Here is a 19,965-nt window from a genome sequence, read left to right as displayed (position 1 = left end):
AAGCTATAGCAAAAAATTTTCTAGCAGGGTATATATGTTTATTTCCGTAAAAATAGTGAACAATAATACAAAGAACATTAGCCCTGCAAGATACAAAATAGCGCAGAATGTAAGAAGCTGGAGGTTAAAACAAAAATATGCTCTGAAAGACTTAGTAGATAAGACAGGGATAAAATATCATACATTGCTAAGGTATGAGCAAGGAGCATGTGGCATTCCAATTGAAAAGTTAAAAGTGATAGCAGAGGGATTATCAATCCATGTTAGAAATCTATTTCCTAGGCGAAAAGCGCTAAGAGAAAGTGGTTGTTTTGACGAAAGTAAGATCGAATGGATGTATAATTTTATAGCAAAAACAAGAGGACGCAAGGCAATTTATGCATTAACTAAATCTATTGGAGCTGAAGAGGAAAATAATGTAAAAGCTGCAAGAATAAAAATAGCAAAAAATATTTTAAAGGCAGGGTTTACTAATGATATAATTTACCGAGCAGTAGGTTTATCAACTGAAGAATATTCTGATAAAGAGAGTATACATTATACAAGCCAAAACGGAGGACAAGAGATAAAAAAGTGGAGAATAATAAGAGGATATACGCAGGAAGAGTTAGCAAAAAAGCTTAATGTGGGACCCTCGCAGATACATCATTATGAACAGGGGAGTGTGAAAATTTTAAGTGAAAGGCTATGGGAAATAGCAGAAAAATTATCGGTGAATGCTGAAGATTTGATAAGGGAAAAAGATTGTTATGAGGATGATGAAGGAGAAAAAGAGCTATTAAGCTTGGCAAGAGAGTTAAAAAAAATTAACAATCAAGAATCACGAGATGAACTGGACATATGGGTAGAATTTTTATCGCAAAGAAAGCAAGTTTACAAAGAAAAGATTTACAAAGCAGAGGCAATAAAAGTTGCGAATAATCTACGTATGTTGGACGTTTCTATTGATGCTATTTCTAAAATAACAGATTTATCTATTGAGGAGCTTGAAAATTATGCTTTCAAAACTTAATCTGGGTTAAAAACAGCAGTAGTTTACTGACTCATAAATAATATATTAAAATATTAGAGAGAATAGTTATATATTTAATATATCTATACAGAATTTTTCTATCACTTTCTGATTGTCCTCTATCATTGCCTTTGCCTCTTGCTGAAGAGATTTGATATTTTTTGATGTAATATTATCCATGTCAGGTGATGCTATTTTTAGTTGCGATTGTATACGTATATATTTATCGTCTATTACTTGTTCTAGTTGATAATCAACGCAATCCAATCCAGAGGCAAACATCACATTCAGTAGTGGCTTGACCCACCCTATTTTGCCAAATTTCCTTGAGTTAGCATACTTTATACTTCTATCTGTTCTACCAGTGCCTATTGATAGCAGTATAATCTCATCATTTGGAAATAACCTCTTAGCACTTGCATATGCACAAGCCGCTGGATTATTAGCAAACACTCCGCCATCTATCAACACTCTCTCTGTTTGGCTAATTTTTAGACGTTTTGGTGTGAAGTACGTTGGAGCAGCTGTTGTAGCTCTGAGTGCATCTTTCAACTTAATGTTTTTTTCTTTCCAACTTTTGAAGAAAAATTCACAACTATTGTGAATGTCATAACTGGTGAGTAGTAGATTACTCGCAACATCGGCCATAGTACTTTCACCAAAGTATTTGTTGAGAATAAATTCCATATTTCTATATGAGTACTGAGAACCACTCAGCCAAGAAGCAATTGATTTTCTCCAAAATGATGATTGAAAGATATATGCTCCATACTCTTGATAAAGTTCAACCAAATCATTGGCAGAGTATTGAAGTTTATTGCTTTTACAAAGTCCAGCAACAATAATCCCACCGGTTGAGGTTCCTGCCATTAAATCAAAGATTTCAGCTATAGTTCTTCTTGTTCTTTTTTCTATTTCTGCTAATATTATGGCTGGTATGATGCCTCTTATGCCTCCGCCGTCAACTGAAAGGATGTATTTTGCCATGGTTAGGTATTTATTGATTTTATTAACTTGTTCGCTTTTATCGGGATGTGTTTCCTGCCCAAAAGCCACAGTCTGCTTCACGCCTGGAGAAAATTGCACCAACCTAATAATTGATTCCGTGGGTCATGCTAAAAAATCCGTGTTGGTTCAGGCATACCAATTTACCTCAAAGCCTATTGCTGAATCCTTGGTTCAAGCTAAAAAGCGTGGAGTTGATATTAAGGTTATTCTAGATGAATCACAAACTAGTTCAAAACATAGTGTAATTAACGAATTATTTGAGCACAAAATCCCGATATGGATTGACTTTAAACCCGCTATTGCTCATAGCAAGGTAATTATTATTGATGAGCAAAAAATCATAACCGGATCATTTAACTTTTCAGATGCCGCTCAGCAAAGAAATGCTGAAAACCTACTGATCATAACAGGAGATTCTCCACTAGTTGAACAATACGTCAAAAATTGGAAAAATCGCCAATCGCAGTCTAAGCATTATACACCAGACTTTAAGTTATCTTTGAATTCATCTAATTCCTCAGAAAGATTTTTCACCCTTTCCTCAAGTACTAACACTTTTTCCATTAAACCATATTCAATAAGTTTATCGTGAAATTGTACCCTTGAGTCTAGCTTGGATAACCACCATATGAATGCTACGGTTTGGATTAATAACGTGATAATTAATGTAATTGGGATTTTTTGCTTTTGCATAATGATTTAAAATGTGAATTTATTATGGATAGCTACTTTAGTAACTACTATTTTGATTTATGCTGTTCCTCTGCATTTGCAAGTAGCTTAATAATTTCTCTGTAAGGTTTATTTTTATCGTGTCGCGATGCCATTACAGCTATTTTTCTAGCTCCTTTTCCGTCGTTATCTTTTATGTTAGGATTCGCACCTTTTTCTAATAAGAATCTTACAATCCCTAAATGCCCTTCACCTGCAGCATGATGTAAAGCTGTCCTTTTAAAGGCATTTCTGTCGATTACATTTATATTTACTTTCTCTTCTAATATTAGAAATCTGATAATATCTAAACATCCTTTTCTTGCCGCACAATGTAACGCTGTTTCACTCAAGTTTGGAGCCATATCCTTTACTAAAAGTTTTACTATTTCTAAGTTGCAATTACTAGCAGCCGCTTGTAACGTTTTGTTATAATTATCCGTAGCTTTGGATTTTTGATAGCAATATGTAATAACAACACATACCATTAATATTATAAACCATACAAAATGTATTTTTTCTTTTTCATTACATTTCAGTTGACTCATATTCAGTAGTTTCTTTACATTGAATAGACTATATACTTATTTTTCCTTAACATTACTTACTCAAAGATGCTGATAACATAGTAAGGTAGCCTGAGCTATTTAGAGTATGCTCCGCTCTATTAACTATCCATTCACCATCTACCGCTTGATTAAAAGCTATAAGATTAAGTTTAGCTTCTGCAAATAACTCTGGATTACCAGGTATAGTGATATCCAATACTGCATTATTTCGCTTTAGTTGTTTTAACTTAGCATTTGCTGCACTTAGTGCTGATTCTGCATTTGAGTACATTTCTAGCATAATATAACTTGGCTCGCCGCTACCAACTGTTTCTTTAATAGTTTCACCCTTTTCATAGCTATGCCACTTTGCCACTACTGAATTATACTTATCACGTACGGTAAAATGCACTTTCCAGTTAATTGTATCTTGAGGTCTAATAGTCGTTGTTCCTAAAGCTTTTCCTGTGGCTGATTTTGCCATGTTTTTTGAAATAAATAATATATACCCACCAGCTAATTTTGCCATTGCTTCACGCTCTGTTGCGATCTTTGTTAACAGACTTATATCACTTTCATCTGCCTGATTAATATGGGGTATCAATACATTCTTAAATTCCTCAGCAACTTTATGTCCATATCCATGTTTTTGAGCTATTTCTTTCACTAAGTTTTCTATGGTAATTTGATGCCATTCTTTTGATACTTTTGCCTTCAAAGATATTCTTAAATTTGTTGCATGAGCTTTTATTAGTAGAGTTTTAGGTGGACCCTGTATAGTCACTTCGTTGACTGTATATATACCCATTGGAAAGATTCCAATTTCCTTATAACCTAGTGCTATGTTCAATTCATTCGGAATATCTATGTCTTCATCCCTGTAATCAACACACACTTCAACTACATCATCTATTATTCCTGATTCATCTGTAAGGTGCAATGATATAACTCTATCTTTAATTGATTCACATTTATCTATTATAAAATCTGGCTGCATTTATTCCCAGACCTTTAATTTTGACTTTTGTACTATTTTCTTAATAGTAGGAAGCTTTATCTTTAATCCTGCAGGCAAAAAGCTTCCGTATTCTGCCAAACCTAAGTTCTCTGCTAGTACTAATTCCACTACTCCATCAGTAAATCCGTAATGTTTCCAGCAAATCAGATCTAACATCTCATTTTCTTTACTCACATAGTATACAGTCATCTATAGCTTTTTAAACTCAAACTAAATTCAACTTTTCTTGGTAGTCCATTAGGTAAAAAATACATCTGCTTTTCTTCTAACCTAGTAATTACGAATTGTCCTAAAATATTACCTAAACTATCTACTAAAATATGTGGTTTTTCAGCTTCTTTCACACTCTTTAATTGATTTAGCCCGTTGAGATTATGCAGATAAATCGTTCCTTCTAAATCTATATTTTCTACACCTTGACCGATATTTTGTAATAGTGGCATATTTTCAATACACTCAATCGTGCTCCAACGATTTTCTCTGCTATACTTTAAACTTGTGGGAGCAAACTTATACGGACCAAGAGATAGCATCAATAAAATGTCTCTACCGTATCAAATAAAACATCACGTGACTTTTCTCTTATCCTTTTTATTACTTCATCTGCAAGACTACGAACATCTTGGTTAGGTTCTGCTTTAATGCTGATAGTGTAATTATTAGTGATGTTCTGAGTTTTATTTTGTTCTTTATTTTCAAATTTACTCCTTGCAAAGTCAGCAAGTATCTTATCGTTTTCTGTGGACTTTTTCTCTTCGATAAGGCTTTTGACTCTAAAGATATTCTTATTTCTCTTGGAAAATTCTTTAATTATACTGTTACCTAACAAAGGATTTCCACTGTTGAAAATGTTGCTCTTTAAGGGAGTATGGACTGCTTTTACTTCAGTTTTCCTTTTTTTAAGCTCTTTCAATGTGCTATTCCCCAGTACTTTTCCAAATACACTTTCCCCTATCCATGAAAAAGCTTCTCCTATAGGTTTAATAAGTGATTTCCAAAAGCTAGAGAAAAAGTCTTTCACCTTTTGCCAGTTAGTCACAACAAGAGCTGCACCAGTAACAAGACTTGCTATTAAAAATCCAATCGGGTTACTCATTACAGCGAGTGTTACTGCTCTTAGTCCTGTTATTACTGCAGGAAAAACTGTAGCTGATAAAAATGAAAATGTTGCAATTATTTTTGCTCTTAAACCGAGAACTGTACTTGCTAAAAAAGTAAATCCATAACCTAAGCCCACTACTAAGATTTTCAAACTTATTAAAGCTGCTATAGTTCCCATGATTGCTTTGGTTAAAGTTGGATATTTTTCTGCAAATAACGCTATGCTTCTAGTTTTTTCTTGTAAAAATTCAGCTATAGATTTTAAAGTAGGCAGCATCACTGAACCCAGGTTCATACCAACTTCAGCTATTGCGTTTCGAAGAAGTCGTAATTTACTGGCTGTGGTGTCTACACGGTTTTGAAATTCTTTCTGCAACGAGCTCTTGTACTCTTCTGTGTCAGCTAGTAACCTTATAGCATCTTCATATTTGTTAAAACTTCCAGCTAATAATGCAATATCATCTTGATATTCCTGACCGAAAAGTTTCATAAGGATTGTAGAACGTTCCTGGTTATCCATTTTCTTTAGAGTTTGAAAAAAGTAGAGTAATGCTTCTTCGCCGTTTTCGCTTATTCTTTGTACTATTTCTTCTGCAGTTATTCCCATTTGCTCTAGTGCTGCTTTAAAATCCCCTCCTTGTTCTTCAGCAGTCTGAAGTTTACTAAGTAGAGCATTTATAGCAGTTGCAGCTTTTTCAGGTGTTTTACCTAAGCTAATGAAAGCATTTGCTAAACTACTTGTTTTCTCGATATCCAAACCAAACTGCTTTGCAGTACCACCAACTATTGCTAGAGTTTCAACCATATCTCTTGCTTTAGCAGCAGTGTTATCTGATAAGTGGTTGATCACATTACCAACATGTTCCATTTTACTAACATCAATTCCATAAACGTTAGAGAGTTTAGCTATAGAATCACCTGCTTGCTCTGCAGACATATCAAATGCTGTAGACATTTTTGCCACTGTTTCTGTAAACATAAAAAGATCTTCTTTCTTGATACCAAGTTGACCACCACTTGCAGCTATTTGTGCCAGTTCTGCGGCTGATAATGGTATAGTGCGTGACATCTCTTTTAACTTCTTTGCAAATTTAGTTGCTTCATCCGTTCCTTTTTTAAAATCTACCACTTTTGTAACATCAGCCATAGCACTTTCAAAATCAATCGCAACTTTGATTGGCGCTGCAAGCGTTAGCCCTAGCCCAATAGTCTCTATTATTTGTGACTTAAAATGTGATTTACTTGCTAAAAAACTTTGGTGACTACGTATTGCAGACCCAAGCTTACCATACTTACCTTTTAGCACTTCAATAGAAGAACCAAGTTTATATTGATCACTTACTAATGACTTAATATTTCTGCCACTTTTCCTTACTTCTTCATTGAATGAATGTAAAACATCTCTCTTTTTTAAGTATGCTTCTTTTGCTTTTGTTGCAGAAAACTTAGCTCTATCAAACTCAGCTTTTAAAGTTTTGCTCGGCTTTTCCACTTCTTTCATTTGTTTAGCCAAGGATTTTACTTGATCTTCAAAGTCTTTCCACGACCTCTTGCTAGTCAAAACATCACTACCCAACTGCTTAAACTTTGATACTGATTTTAAAGACGAATCAAGACGTCTTATATTTTCACCAAGATGAGAAAGTTGACTACTACTTCCTTTTATTACAGTATTAAAGCTGCCATCTAAAACAGCTCCGATTTTTATAGATAACGTTGACATTTAAGCTCCTTTGCTGATTTGCTCCATGAAATAAACTCACTAATCTCCATATCAAGAATGTGCTCAACTCCACCACCTATGATAGAGCCAAGCACTAGTATTTCTAATCTCAAGTTTTTTGGATAATCGGTGAAAAAAAATCCTTTAATACCTCTTGAACTTTCACATAATCAGCAATATCTAACTCTTCAATCGCTTCTTTTGCAACTGATGTCAAATTGGCAGTCAAAGTTACTTCCTTACTCAGATCACTACCATTAAGGCGTTCTATTGCCAAATAGTCTCTAACTTTTGGACGTCTAACAGTAAGTTCTGAGACAGAAATACCATCAACTGTTATTGGGTTATTAAGTGTTATAGCTTGCATGTTCCTCCTTAAAAAGTTAATTAAATAAAAGTCTATATCGGCTTTTACATAACTAATTTCTTTGTATGGTGCTATAAATAGGATTAGTTTTGATAAGAATCTTTTCTGTGTTCAATTGCAGTAATAACTACTGTATGTTCTGGTACATCTATATAATAAAGTATACGATAGGTACTCACCCGTAGACTACGTTGTCCACTTAAGTTATGCTTTAATGGCTTTCCAAGTCCAATTGGATCAACTGTTAGACGCTCCATTATTGCCTTCTTAATCATTAACTTTACTTTTGCTGGAAGAGCCGGAATGTCTTTCTTTATAACAGATTCTGAATAGTCTATATTGTAAGGCTTAATCCCAGAAGGCATCTTGATGTTTAACCCTCTTTTCTTTATAGCGTTCGTCAGCAATCTTAGATAATTCCATATCTTCAATTTCTTCTTCCATTAATTCAGTTAATAACTTTAAAACGGACTTGTCTTGAGATTGTGCTACACTAACAAGTAAACCAGTTAGCTGCTCTATGGAATTTGTATGAGCTTTAGAATCCATATTAACTATATACCTACAACTTCTTATATTTTAACATTTTTATGTAATTTTGTCAACCATATTAGATCCCTAGAATCGTTTGTAGCAAGGCCATTTGATCAACACCATTTATCTTTCTAACCATATTTTCAGCATCGATTTCTATCAGCTCATTACCGCCTATAGTAAGTTTATAGTAATGGGCAGCTACAGTACATTTCAGCGTTGCTTTCTCAGCAGGTTTCCAGCTACCAAAATCAAATTCTCTAAATACTCCTCTAAGGTTTATTACTACTGCTTCTATATCATTGCTACCACTGCCTTGCATACCACCACGAAGAGTTAAAGATACTGAATTTCCATTTATCAACCCAAATAGCCGAAATAGCTCTGTATCATATTCAGCAAAAGTAAACTCAGCTTCAAGCTTTTCCATGCCCATATCGATGTTTATTGGAATATCCATACCACCAGCACGATACTCTTCTGTTTTTATGGTAAGTTTTGGCAAGGTTATTTCATCTATTTTTCCTGCATAACCACGACCATCTACGAATACATTAAAATTCTTTAAAATCTTCGGTAACATCTCTTTCTCCCATTTTTATAATATTGTACCACTCACCAGGTGTGACCTGAAAGTAATCTGTTCTGCTGGATATGGTGGTGTAAATTCGAAATCAAAATATACTTTCCCGCTTGCAATATTTGCCGGTGTATTGAGTTCAGGTGTTGCATAACATTTTCCGCTAATAATAGCTCCTTGTGCTTTTAAATTGGCCAAATAAGAATTCACCCCCTCAATTACATCATCTATATAAGTTTTGGTGATATTGCGATCAACTGCCCATAAATGAGCTCGAAGTAAACTATCATTGATTAAATCTGCAGTCCTTCTCACTGACAGAAAAGCCCATTTTGAGTCATTTGAACATGTTCTATTTCCCCAAAGCCTATAGCCATTTTGATGAATTATCGTTGTTACTTCATTTTCATTCAAGTGGTTTGCTCTACAATTTGTATTACCGAGCGTAAAATCAATAGGCCTGCTTGTTCCAACAATACCATTTATCTCTTTGTTTGAAGGTGAATGCCAAAATCCTTGCTCACTATCTACTTTCGCTATTAAACCAGCTACAAATGGGCTTACTGGCAAAATTTCTTCTTTTCCTTCAATAAATACCTTAACCCAAGGATCAACTACGTAAACTCTTGAGCTGCCTACACTTTTTCTCCATTTTATTACTTCTTCATCATTGGTATTTGGACCATCTGCTACTATTATGCTTCTTAGCTTTTCTGCTACTCCTATCAAAGCTGCTACTACTGGGTTTTTAGATTCAGGCAATTGATGAGTAAATTGAGGAGCAATTAATATTCTTGGAGCAACATGAACTATACTTTCACTGTTGAGGAATGCCTCTATCCCTTGATACTCTCCAGTCTCTTTATCAACACCGCCAATTATATTCTTCAGCGTCTCTTCTTCTTTTAATTTTGGATCGCTGTTTTCACTCTCTTCAACTCTAATTACTATAACTGTTACACCAATCTGGGAAAATATTCCATTTACTGCAGAAGGTAAACTTCCACTCTTTCCAAGCTTTGCTGCTTCCTTCAAGCTTCCTGCAATTAACACTGGTTTATTCAGTGGAAATTTTTGCCCATCTGCTTCAGGTGCGGTACCAATTACACCTATCACTGATGATTTAGCTGTACGTACTGTTTTTGCCCCTGAGGTTACCTCTATAACATTTACTCCGTGTAAAAATTCTTCAGCCATTTCTTTGTATCTTTTGTTTAAAATCGTTTAGTAAGTTCTCTAGCTCATTTTTACTTTTGGCTTCTGCAATTTTCTTCTTGGTAATGTCTTCCAACTCTTCACATTTAATTATTTCTTTTACTGCTTTTTTTGCTTTTTCTTCAATTATTCTTGCCATTTCAATAACTGTAATACCACGGACTTTTGCTAATGGTTCTATAATTTCTTTATCCTTTTCATCCTGGTCTGCTAGAATGCTTTTTGCGGCTTTTTCTTGTATTTGATACGATTTAGACTTTTGATGAGATACTCCTGTGTATTGGTTAGTATAGTTATCATAATAAGCACGAAGATTAGAAAGTGCAGAAAACTTCGCATTTTGTAGTAACTCCAATTCAATATCTTCTTGACTCCGCTGAGCAATTTCTCCTCCTTCTGTTAACTGATAACTCTTTTGCCAGTCAAAATTCTTTGGCGCTTCATACCAATCATTTCCAATTGGCTTACTTTCAAGCGTTGTTGTTTCTACTTGTTTGTTATGTTCAAATCTAATATAAATTGGCATTGGTTTTCTCCGTTTTCTAGTATCAATTCCAAATTTTATGAGTGGCATCTAATCCTGGGCATTGCCAAGCTCTTAGCGTTCTCTCTACGTCCACCTCAAGTCCCGTGGTTAGAAAATTGCTGCGAAAATTATATATTCCCCACTGAATAAATTGACCATAGATTGTGCTATACGTGTGCTCACTTGCAAAGAACTCAGGTGTCTCACCAACTCTTTCACCTTCTGAGTGAAGATTAGATGACGTATAAAGTAACACTGCAACAGTTTTTCCTGCTGGAATGAGTATGTTACCTGATGCAATAAATTCAGGACTGTTAATTTCATGCTGGTAAATACGTGTCCAAGTAATTCTCGAAATCTCTGACTTCCTTGTATTAGTTTTATCAGGTGTACCTATAAATAATCCTGCTCCTCCATAATTAACTTCATCTTTATACCACATTGCAGATCCAACAAAGTTTAGAGTTTTACTTATATCTACATTGCTTGTGTTTTTTACGAATATTAGTCCCAATGCAGCATAAGGGTATTTCAGCATATTGAATTGCTCCGAAAATCCATCATACATGAATCTTGGGTATGATTCTCCATAGATAAATGTACCTTTGCTTCCCTCTAAAAAACTGAGTTGTCTTGGCCGATAAAAACTAACATAGCTTTCATATGTGTGAGTACCTGCTAGTAGTTGTAGCATATAGTCTGTTTTTGTTACATCACTACTCCACTGACCAAGCTCAGTTGTAAAAGTTCCGTGGCCAAAGTAATTATTTTTTCTACTTAGTACACCAAATAAAAAAGGTAATGCTCCAGGTTCAATCATATGACGATTTCTTACTTCTTTCATGATTGATGAGCCACTTGGTACATCATTAACAGTACGGAAGTTATTCACTAAACCTTTAAGACCATCTTTATGATCATTGCCAACACTGTTTATTGCTGCAATATTGGCATTCTTTCTCGTATCAAGTAGCGATAAATTTGTTGTTCCTTTTTCATCAATTCTCTTTAATAACTGCTTCTCTGATTCAGAGATCACTGCTAAAGAACTAGCTTTTTTATTATCCAGATCAGTTAAGTGTTTTTTTGCACTATCAAGAAGTTCTTTTAGCTTACCATCAGTCATCTGTACAATTTCAGAAACCGCACTTTTGTCGATTATTGATTCCAGTGCTTTAGCAAGATATGCTAATTGATCTGGAGTACTGTTTTCTGCTAAATCCTTAAGTCTTTTTTGTAGTGCATCAATTATTTCTTTTATTTTAGCCATTTGCACAATATCAGAAATAGCTTTTTTATCTGCTATCAATTCCAGCGATTTTGCAAGATATGCAAGTTGATCAGGTGTGCTGTTTGCTGCTAAATCCTTTATCCTTTGGTATATTGCTTCTTTCATTCCCAAAAATTCAAAAAAGTTTCAAATCTAAATCGTTTAAAATTATTTTTTAGTTGATTATGCTCATCTTCTCTTTCGGTAATATCTTCATCTATTTTCTCAATTGTGGTACGGATACGAACAACATCCTGCACAGCAATATTTTCTGGATGAGGCAAAGAATATCCTCTACTTGTTTTATCATCTGACATTCTGCTAAGTGATAATGATTCGTAGATTTTTGACTTTAGGGCGATAAACAACTGTTCCACTTAAAACCAATTTTATCCTTGTATCATTACCATTAAAATTTGATAGCACATGAGTTCTCTCTACCAAATTTTCTCCAATTGGTTTTCCTGATGTTAAATTTACTAATTGCCAATCCACGTTTTTTTGTACATATGCTTTAACATCTGCAGTGCCAGGTATTAGCGCATCATATGTTATGGTAATCTTAGTGTTAGCTCCTGCTGTAATACTTCTTGTAACATAATCTCCAGACTCTAAAAGATTACCTAGAACTAGCTGTAACCCAGGATATAGCACTGGACTTTTTTCTTTTGACCCTTTTAAATTTGCCTTTACTGTTAGCTTTCCAGATAGTCTTTCACGTAGTGCAAGTGGCAAATTATCAGACAAAAAATTTTCTTTTCCTTCTTCATCTGTTAAGATAAATTCCACATTGGTATCAAATGCTACTTTTTCGACGTTCGTCAAAACAATTAAATCTGAAGTATTGGTTGCTGTAACTTTTCCCAGATCAATAACGTGAGAATTTTCGCTAAATTTTGCAGCTAGTAGTCGAAACGTTAAATCTAAATTTTGATGTGGAGTCCAGGTACTTGCATTACTAGATGACAGTAATACTCCTACTTGATATGGCTGGCTTGTTACCCAACGGCTATTTACTGCATCATACTTACCAAGTTCTGCTATTTTTACTGCAGTACCCGAATCATCAGTAAGTAGTACTATTGCATACTCCTCTCCTGCATGGCAAAACACTGGTGACCACTCTATACGTGTTGCTGTGCCATCTATCTTTATATCTTTTGGCTCAATATAGCTTTCAGCAATGACAGTTTGCGAGGGCACTCCCACTGCTGTTTCTCTAATCTGCACAACAACACGTTTTTTGCCTTTATTTACAAACCATAGCTCCACACCTCCTATGTGCCTACTCTCATTCAGAGTAAATGTTTGCGCTAAAGGATCAACTCTTCTTGCTGCGATAACTCTTCTTCTTTCCTCTATGGTAATTGTTTTTTTACCAGTATAAGTTGCCTCTCCATAGCTTCCTTTATCCCCATAAAACTGTACTAATTTGGTACCTGCTGGAATATTTGCTGGTACTTTCACCTTTCCCTGTAATTTTCCCTGATTGTTAGCTGTGAGCATGTTTTTATGCAGTAGGCTGAATGACGATACCATCGAACTTCACCTCCTTAAGCTTCTCACTTGGCCCAAAACCTTCAATTTCAAAATTCTGTACTGCTTCTCTCATAAATTCAGCTTCATATGAAGTACTTGACAGCAGCTCTGTTGTTTCTCTAGTATTAAATTCTCTAGTTACTGGACTTTTCCAGTTTGTGGTAACTTCCGTCCAGTGATCTATGTTTTTGTTCATGGTAACTTTTGCCGGTACTGGATCAAAAGCTTGATATGGATTAATCTTTTCTCCTTTAGTCTGTAAAAGCTGCTCCAGTACCGGCTCAAGTTCATACGGTAAAAGATAAGGTTTTGTGCTCTTTTCAACATCAATAATTTCTACGTCTATCGGTAAAATTAGTTCCTTATTTACTATTGCTGCAGACTGTGAAATTCCTTGATCACGCATATCATCATCAAAAAACGAATCAACAAATACTCCTTTTTTGGTAGTAGGTTCTCTTGAATTTGCATCACTGCGTAGACGTTCATAGGCAACCAGCGCATAAAGATCATTTATTCCTTTTTTCATTGCTTCAAGCTCATTCATCGGTACAGCATGAATAGCATTATTCACTATTTTTACCCCTTCGCCTTTTTTCCACGTCTGATGAATGTAGCAGAGCAAAAGTTGTCCACTAGGCGCTCTAGGCATTGATGGTCGCCAAGGGTGGGAAATTCCTTTTATTCTTCTTACCACTCCTTTGCTATCGATAGTAATTAAATCATAGCGGGGCATTTTCCAGGTGTAATCAATCAGAACCAAGCTGTTATCAACTGCTCCTTTTACTTTGCATCCCTGTTCACTTATATCTTCAGGGCTTACATGAGTACGACAGCGGTAAGTTATTTGATAACTACTTCCAGGAGCTGGTTCTTTGCCGGGTAATGACCAATCAACGTTTCCTGCGTTTAATTTGTAATCTATACTATTTTCATAAATAACATTGCCTTGTTTAACTTGAATAATCTCAAGTACTGCAGAGTCAGGTATTGGATCAATAGCTCCAGAATATGAACCGTGAGTAACAGTAATAGTTTTTTGAACAGTTATGTCTACTTTTTTGATTTCACTTATTGGAAAATCATTAACCTTCAGTTCCATTACTCTTTGGCTATTTGGCTGAAAAGTATGTGGTTCTGATTCAACTGATTTTATATCCGGATCTTCATCAAAAGAAACTCGAATACTGTGAGGAAGTTCAATCTCATAGCCATCAACATGAGCTTTGCCCTCATTAATCACAAATATTTTTTTTCCTCCTTCTCCCTCTTTCTTTTGCAAGAACATTACTTCAAGACCATTTACGACGTAGGAACCATTTGCTTCTTTATCATAACGAGCAAGAGCTGTAGTTACTATGTTTGCTTGTGGTGGCGGTGAATGTTCTATTAATACTCCATTTTCAATGTTATAAATTGGATAAAATTCTCCTGAAGCATTAGTAGTCACACCCTCAGCTTGATAACTCCAAATGGTGGAAACTTTAAGCCTTGCTGCTCCTACTTCCTGATAATTTCTTGTACCAATTGCAGGATCACGAAGGTTTTCATCCTCAAGTTCTGTAATGGTAGATTCTACATAATAAACACCTATGCGAACTATAGTACTCAGTGGAATAGTAAATTCTTCTTTTTCGACTTTTCTAACTGCTCCACGCAGATAGATTTTTCCTCCTTCAAGTGTAACTTTACCAGTTTCTCTATCTATAATACAATTGCTTCCTGTTATAACATCACCATCACGAAATATTGCATCACCTATACCTTTAAGCTTAGAAAGAGCATACTCCTGAGTTTCATTTAATTCTGCAGACTGTAAACCTCTTCCTGCAAGAAATAAGCTTTTTTCGTATTCTTTGTCAGGATTAAAGCGGTTATAATAGGCGTTTAAAGTCATTTTGTTTCAAAAAGTTACAACAAATGAAAAAGTTTCCCGGGTTGCTGAAGTCCTAATGAGCGGTACTGTATGCTCTAAAACTAATAAGATCCCTGGGTCTTCTATATCTTGTGGTTCAAAATATCTCTGTCCAGGAGGCAACTTTTCTTTTACCTTTGTACCAACCATAACTCCTAATTCCCGTATAACTTGATTTGCTGCGTTCGTGAAATCGAAAGTAAATTTAAGGTATAAATTATTGGTTGGTACATTTGATGGCTTAAACCGTCCTGAGGGAGTAATTAGTTCTCCATTTTCATCACCTGTGCAGAAAAGAACTTCATCTGCAGTACGTCTACCAAGCTCATTGAGCAGTTTTTCAGAAGTTATCAGCTCTGGTGGTGTGCTTTCAGTATACTCTATAGTAACTGCACTATTTGCCGTGATAGAGCTATTTTCCGTACGTTTTATTACACCACTACTGCTATCAACTATATAATCTATACTTGGCTGATAAGTTGTTTGTCCTGTAAAAACCCTTACATCTTTAATAGTATGGTGATCTAGAGCTATTTCATCCTCAACAAAAACTTTTTCGACTTGATGACTACTTTCCCAATTGGCATCACCACTGCCCCAAGCAAGATGTAGAGATTGCTCTTTTATGCTGGCTGCTATTGCTGCTCTGCCTGATTGCGTTAGAATTGACATTATCTGTTTTCAACCCTCCTATTATATATAATCGCTTTTTCTCTTCAATTTGTTCAATTTTTTTTTATTATTTTTTTATGGTAGTATTGACGCAACTGTTTAATATACTACAGTTGTCATAATATTTTTTCTTTTGGACAATGATTGCCAATCAAGAATTCTGGGAAGATGATCTTGAAGTTCCTGCTACTGAGTTACTATTGAGTTTTCAAAATCCTGATTTGTGCAAAAGTTGGATTAACTCTCTTAATAATAAGCAATTAAATGTTATTCTTAAACAACACTTCAATTATCAACAGCATTTGTTTGATAATAGTCCTTATTATGACTATAGGTCAGTTCAGCAAAAGCGTAAATTCCTTATCGACAGCAACCTTGATTATTTACCTAATTATTATTTAATCAGCTACTTTAGCCGTTTGAAGTCTGATTCAGCCATAATTGAGATAGCAAAGCCTATATTGAGTGGCGATGTAAAATATGATAAAAAATCTATACTATTTACTCTCTTTCTTATTGACCATAACTTGCTGAAGCACGTCTTTCTTTTTAATAAAGTTCAAAAAAGAAGTTTTTCATCATTTATTTTAAATAATCCTCCAAGACAAAGACAGAGCTCATTTAAAGATTTTTTGTCGAAAGAGGTACTGCGAGAGATATTAACTCAACATGATTCTCTAGCAAATGACAACTTTGAAAGTAAGTTCAAAGGTTTTTTTTACTACCAAGACCGCATTTACTTATTTATACGTCGTGCTAGTGATTCAGACCTGGTACTTAGCTCAAACCAAGTAATACACGGTTACAAACCTGACTGGATTATTCTTGACTTCTCTTTAAATAGCAATCAGGTAAATTTGTGTACTAAAAACCTCAAACGTGGCTTAGAAATAGCAAACAGCATTGCCAGTCGATATTTTCAACGTGAATGCTCATTTATTAATCTACGTAATCAGAATAAAGTTGCCCAAGTGCGTACATTCTTGACTGACTGTGTACATGAATTAATAAAAGACATCAAATTAATTGAATTAAAGTTTACGTCACCTGAACCAAGCACTTATTTTACATTAAACACAAATTCCATAGAAAAGTGGTTAAAGGTGTTAGAGCCTTCAATTGGCAGTATAATCTACAATATTAGTCTTGTTCAACATATAAAGGTGATATTTAGAAACAAAAAAGTTACTCTATCTTTTCATGCCAATACAGACTATATAGCGATCAATTATTCAGAACACGTACTTGATAAAAAAGAACGTGAAGATTTTAAGTTAATGTTTTCCAATACTTATGGACTTACCATTCTGTCAAAAGCAAAATCCAACTTTCTACAGGCAAATAGTTACTAATCTGCTACGGTGGAGTGACTCTTATGATACACCTAGCAGAGATTATTTAGAAGTTGCACAATACCTGTCAAGTCTTGGGTTTGTAAATTTAAGAGAATATTACTTTATAATCTGTGCTAATGATGAAGATGAGTTTGATTTTCATGTAATAAATCCTTTCTGCAACAATAGATTAGAAATTGTCAGCGATTATGATGAAGATTATGATAACCCAATAATGTGTGACCTCTGTGAACGTGATATTTTACCTGATACTTATAAAAAACAGCGTTACTTTTCTTTAGAGGTAAAAGTTAATCATTTGAAAGTTATAGAATGGTTTGAAAAGCAATTAGCAAGTTTAAAGATTACTTGTAATAAAGTAGCAACCGGAGTTTATTATGTTATTGTTGACACAAGCCTTATCAGCTTAATTATTCCCGAATGCTGTCCTGATAACTCATACTCTGCTGTGGATAAGTTAAAAACCACCCCTACTGCTTTAATAACTTTTAATAAGGAGAGTCTTAAGCCACCACTGAATCTACACATTGTTCCTATAGCAGATCTAATTTGCGAAGATCAAAGTTTAAATGAAGTATTGCATCAAACAGTAGAAAAAGGAGTACCAGAATTATTACCTAATGTTTCTTTTCAGGCATTCAATTGCTATTCTTACATTCCATTGCAACAGACTAAGTCTACTCCAGCAGAAAAGACTTTTCAGCTCCATATTAAAGGCAATGACATTTGTGTTAATGGTATAGGAGTTATCGAAACACAGTCAAAGTCTGGAAGAATATTTTTTATTTTCTTAGATCAATTTTTTCATGACTTTAAAAGTGGAATTTCTCCAGAGCAATACAAAACTTTAAACGTTGGAGAAATTGCAAATCGCTTAGAAAACATTCACGATGTTGAACAACAAATTCGCAAACCAATAAATAGAATGCAAAAAACTATAGCAGAGAAATTGGCTATAACTTTAGGTTTAAATGTCAAAAAAGACGATATTATTCAAACTCTGCCATGGTCAGGGATAGGTACTAAGGAATATGGCTACAGGCTTAATCCTTTTACTATTGTTCTTAAAAAATGAGTGTTATTAAATATCTCTCCTCGTTAAATGCTCAGCCACTTTCATAACTTTTACGCGCTCTGGTATTTCTTTTTCATAGAATTTAATATAACCTGAAGCAACTAATGCGTTAACATATCTACGAATGGAATGACAACTCTTCAAACCAAATGTATCTTCAAATAAATAGCAAAATTGGCTTTTAGTATAAAATTTTCCCTTAGCTGCTCTCTCATTAATTAACCGTAAAATGATGTCATAACTTTTTTTTCGACGTTGTTTTACAGTTGGTTTTTCTGATACAGTTTGCCAACTGTCATTTACTTTTTCGATCTGCATAGGTAAAATAGATTTACCATTTCTAAGTTCAAATATCAATTGACGAGTATTTTGTTCTCCGTTTGGCTTGATCATCATTATCCCTGAAGTATAAAAACTTCTTAAAGCCGATGCTCCGCTAAAGTTTTGAAATGGTTCCTCTACTAATGACTTTTTCGATACCTTGTTAGTATTGTGCGTTAAAATGATTCCACAACTAGGGTTTGTTATAGACCTCAATTTTTCAACTCTATCTTTTAAAAAACAAAACATCGAGCTATTACTATTTTCTCCTTTATATTGATTGAAATCAAAAACACCACGTAGTGTATCTATAGCAATGATATCAACTGTTTTAACGTCTAGTCTCTCTGCTATAATATCTTTTACTTCTTCTACTCCTTGAGAATTCAAAAGTAAGCTTGTTTTTGGTGTAATAATTAAATTTTTTGATATTAATTCTAGAGATTTATCATCAAATTTCAATTGTTGTAGCCGTTCCTTAATGTAGGGATATTCAAGATCAGTTTGAAGATAAAAGATCTTTAATGGTCTAATTGGAACCATACTCAAAAACGGTAGTCCCGCTGACAGATGTGCTAACCAAGAAAGCAGTAGATCAGTCTTGCCAACCTTTGGAGCTCCTCCAAGTAGTAAAAGTCCTCCAGGAGTAAGAATTCTCGGTAAAATTATATCCTCTGGTGATGGAGATTTATCATTTAGATAATGACTAGCAGGAAATGCTTTTTTCTCAGATAATACACTTAAACTTTCACGGTTCTCAGATGATATACCTAAACTTTCAGGATTCTCACAGGACATACCTAAATTGTCTAGTTCCACTGCTACTTTTTTAACATATTGTTCATCTTTTTCCGGCCAAATTATTATATGCTTATCTGTTAGCATAGACCAATCCGTTTTCTCAATATCATCATCTATTGCAGTTGTTGCTGTAAAACCTCTCTTTATTAAACTATCAGCACGGTTTTCACCTTTAACTATAATCACTTCATCAGACTTAATAATACCGGGAATGTTATATAATGGCTTCAGACCATTCCTAGAGGTTCTTAGATTCCATATATGTCTATAATTGTTTTTATACAAATAAACATAAGCTATAGCCTCATTATTTTTATCAAGGTAGCTATATTTTGCTATTATACGCTCACTAAGCCACTTGGTTATAAGGCTGGTAATCTCAGAAAAATCAGTTTTATTGGTTATTATGCTCCAGAGTTCAATAATATCTCCGTTAGTTTTCTTATCACAGTTATACCAAGTGCCAGTTTGCTTACCTTCTGCCACTACCATCAAGTGGTCTTTATTAATATTTCCAGAATAGAACCCATAACCAAATTTACCACCAGGCAATAAGTAAGACAGACACTCTTTAATATTGTGAGCCAATAACATTTTTATCTCTTGTCTTGATTCAGTAATGCAAAACTCCATGTAACCTCCGATTAATTTACTATAAAAATAGTTGCAATTTA

General features: G+C 34.5%; 22 protein-coding genes and 1 pseudogene. 4 read left to right on the top strand and 19 right to left on the bottom strand.

The features are described 5' to 3' along the window. The first annotated feature begins 34 nt into the window (after positions 1-34). The gene (wmk, locus tag WP_RS06690) at positions 35-1,012 is read left to right on the top strand and encodes a WO male-killing family protein Wmk (RefSeq protein ID WP_007301899.1); all 978 of its coding nucleotides are present in this window, start codon (positions 35-37) and stop codon (positions 1,010-1,012) included. A gap of 66 nt (positions 1,013-1,078) precedes the next feature. On the opposite strand, the gene WP_RS06685 is transcribed toward wmk, so the two are convergent. Further along, entirely contained in the window at positions 1,079-1,999 is a 921-nt protein-coding gene (locus tag WP_RS06685; protein WP_007302854.1) for a patatin-like phospholipase family protein, read from the bottom strand. On the opposite strand from WP_RS06685, the pseudogene WP_RS06680 reads away from it, so the two are divergent. Then, a pseudogene (locus tag WP_RS06680) lies at positions 1,998-2,504 on the top strand (phospholipase D family nuclease); the annotation flags it as partial. The gene WP_RS06685 and the pseudogene WP_RS06680 overlap by 2 nt on opposite strands. Here the strand turns inward: WP_RS06680 and WP_RS07765 are convergent. From WP_RS07765 to WP_RS06600, 17 genes are all read right to left on the bottom strand, one after another. Then, positions 2,495-2,713 (bottom strand): hypothetical protein, encoded by a 219-nt coding sequence (locus WP_RS07765; protein WP_012482045.1) that lies wholly within the window; start codon positions 2,711-2,713, stop codon positions 2,495-2,497. The pseudogene WP_RS06680 and the gene WP_RS07765 overlap by 10 nt on opposite strands. 47 nt (positions 2,714-2,760) lie before the next feature. Further along, positions 2,761-3,279: an ankyrin repeat domain-containing protein gene (locus tag WP_RS06675; protein ID WP_007302856.1), complete on the bottom strand. Its 519-nt coding sequence runs from the start codon at positions 3,277-3,279 to the stop codon at positions 2,761-2,763. A gap of 52 nt (positions 3,280-3,331) precedes the next feature. Further along, positions 3,332-4,276, bottom strand: coding sequence for a contractile injection system protein, VgrG/Pvc8 family (locus tag WP_RS06670; RefSeq protein ID WP_012482044.1), 945 nt, complete (start codon positions 4,274-4,276; stop codon positions 3,332-3,334). After that, on the bottom strand, positions 4,277-4,486 hold the full coding sequence (locus WP_RS06665; protein WP_006015620.1) for a tail protein X: 210 nt from the start codon (positions 4,484-4,486) through the stop codon (positions 4,277-4,279). Next, positions 4,483-4,830: a phage tail protein gene (locus WP_RS06660; RefSeq protein ID WP_007303025.1), complete on the bottom strand. Its 348-nt coding sequence runs from the start codon at positions 4,828-4,830 to the stop codon at positions 4,483-4,485. Before WP_RS06660 ends, WP_RS06665 begins: the two co-directional genes overlap by 4 nt. Then, positions 4,830-7,121, bottom strand: coding sequence for a phage tail tape measure protein (locus WP_RS06655; RefSeq protein WP_007303024.1), 2,292 nt, complete (start codon positions 7,119-7,121; stop codon positions 4,830-4,832). The genes WP_RS06660 and WP_RS06655 overlap by 1 nt, the downstream gene beginning before the upstream one ends. A 109-nt stretch (positions 7,122-7,230) precedes the next feature. Then, positions 7,231-7,488 carry a phage tail assembly protein gene (locus WP_RS06650; RefSeq protein ID WP_007303022.1) on the bottom strand — a complete coding sequence of 86 codons (258 nt, stop codon included), beginning with the start codon at positions 7,486-7,488 and terminating at the stop codon, positions 7,231-7,233. An 83-nt stretch (positions 7,489-7,571) separates the two neighbouring features. Then, positions 7,572-7,853 carry a type II toxin-antitoxin system RelE family toxin gene (locus WP_RS06645; RefSeq protein WP_007303021.1) on the bottom strand — a complete coding sequence of 94 codons (282 nt, stop codon included), beginning with the start codon at positions 7,851-7,853 and terminating at the stop codon, positions 7,572-7,574. Further along, positions 7,837-8,037, bottom strand: coding sequence for a hypothetical protein (locus tag WP_RS06640; protein WP_007303020.1), 201 nt, complete (start codon positions 8,035-8,037; stop codon positions 7,837-7,839). The genes WP_RS06645 and WP_RS06640 overlap by 17 nt, the downstream gene beginning before the upstream one ends. Before the next feature lie 61 nt (positions 8,038-8,098). Next, positions 8,099-8,605 (bottom strand): phage major tail tube protein, encoded by a 507-nt coding sequence (locus tag WP_RS06635; protein ID WP_012482042.1) that lies wholly within the window; start codon positions 8,603-8,605, stop codon positions 8,099-8,101. Between the two features lie 15 nt (positions 8,606-8,620). Beyond that, complete coding sequence (locus WP_RS06630) at positions 8,621-9,799, bottom strand: phage tail sheath subtilisin-like domain-containing protein (RefSeq protein WP_007301888.1); 1,179 nt, start codon at positions 9,797-9,799, stop codon at positions 8,621-8,623. After that, the gene (locus WP_RS06625; protein ID WP_012481833.1) at positions 9,792-10,343 is read right to left on the bottom strand and encodes a hypothetical protein; all 552 of its coding nucleotides are present in this window, start codon (positions 10,341-10,343) and stop codon (positions 9,792-9,794) included. Before WP_RS06625 ends, WP_RS06630 begins: the two co-directional genes overlap by 8 nt. 22 nt (positions 10,344-10,365) lie before the next feature. Beyond that, positions 10,366-11,739: a hypothetical protein gene (locus WP_RS06620; RefSeq protein ID WP_007301886.1), complete on the bottom strand. Its 1,374-nt coding sequence runs from the start codon at positions 11,737-11,739 to the stop codon at positions 10,366-10,368. Continuing rightward, positions 11,736-11,930, bottom strand: a complete 195-nt coding sequence (locus WP_RS06615) for a hypothetical protein (RefSeq protein WP_007301885.1) — start codon at positions 11,928-11,930, stop codon at positions 11,736-11,738. The genes WP_RS06620 and WP_RS06615 overlap by 4 nt, the downstream gene beginning before the upstream one ends. A 4-nt stretch (positions 11,931-11,934) precedes the next feature. Beyond that, the gene (locus tag WP_RS06610) at positions 11,935-13,119 is read right to left on the bottom strand and encodes a hypothetical protein (RefSeq protein WP_012481832.1); all 1,185 of its coding nucleotides are present in this window, start codon (positions 13,117-13,119) and stop codon (positions 11,935-11,937) included. A 4-nt stretch (positions 13,120-13,123) separates the two neighbouring features. After that, positions 13,124-15,049 carry a DUF4815 domain-containing protein gene (locus WP_RS06605; RefSeq protein ID WP_012482041.1) on the bottom strand — a complete coding sequence of 642 codons (1,926 nt, stop codon included), beginning with the start codon at positions 15,047-15,049 and terminating at the stop codon, positions 13,124-13,126. Positions 15,050-15,055: 6 nt separating this feature from the next. Beyond that, a complete protein-coding gene (locus tag WP_RS06600) occupies positions 15,056-15,739 on the bottom strand; it encodes a hypothetical protein (RefSeq protein ID WP_007302857.1) in 684 nt (227 codons plus the stop codon). A 140-nt stretch (positions 15,740-15,879) separates the two neighbouring features. Here WP_RS06600 and WP_RS06595 point away from each other — a divergent pair, with 140 nt between their 5' ends. Both WP_RS06595 and WP_RS06590 read left to right on the top strand, forming a co-directional pair. Beyond that, positions 15,880-17,091, top strand: coding sequence for a hypothetical protein (locus WP_RS06595; RefSeq protein WP_007301877.1), 1,212 nt, complete (start codon positions 15,880-15,882; stop codon positions 17,089-17,091). Further along, a complete protein-coding gene (locus WP_RS06590; RefSeq protein ID WP_007303017.1) occupies positions 17,033-18,169 on the top strand; it encodes a hypothetical protein in 1,137 nt (378 codons plus the stop codon). The genes WP_RS06595 and WP_RS06590 overlap by 59 nt, the downstream gene beginning before the upstream one ends. A 6-nt stretch (positions 18,170-18,175) precedes the next feature. On the opposite strand, the gene WP_RS06585 is transcribed toward WP_RS06590, so the two are convergent. Continuing rightward, entirely contained in the window at positions 18,176-19,924 is a 1,749-nt protein-coding gene (locus WP_RS06585) for an AAA family ATPase (RefSeq protein WP_012482040.1), read from the bottom strand. Positions 19,925-19,965: the final 41 nt, after the last annotated feature.

The sequence above is a fragment of the Wolbachia endosymbiont of Culex quinquefasciatus Pel genome, from assembly GCF_000073005.1.
Lineage (GTDB): Bacteria > Pseudomonadota > Alphaproteobacteria > Rickettsiales > Anaplasmataceae > Wolbachia.
The sequence above is the reverse complement of the archived record's forward strand: the minus strand, read 5'-3'. Positions and strand labels throughout refer to the sequence as shown.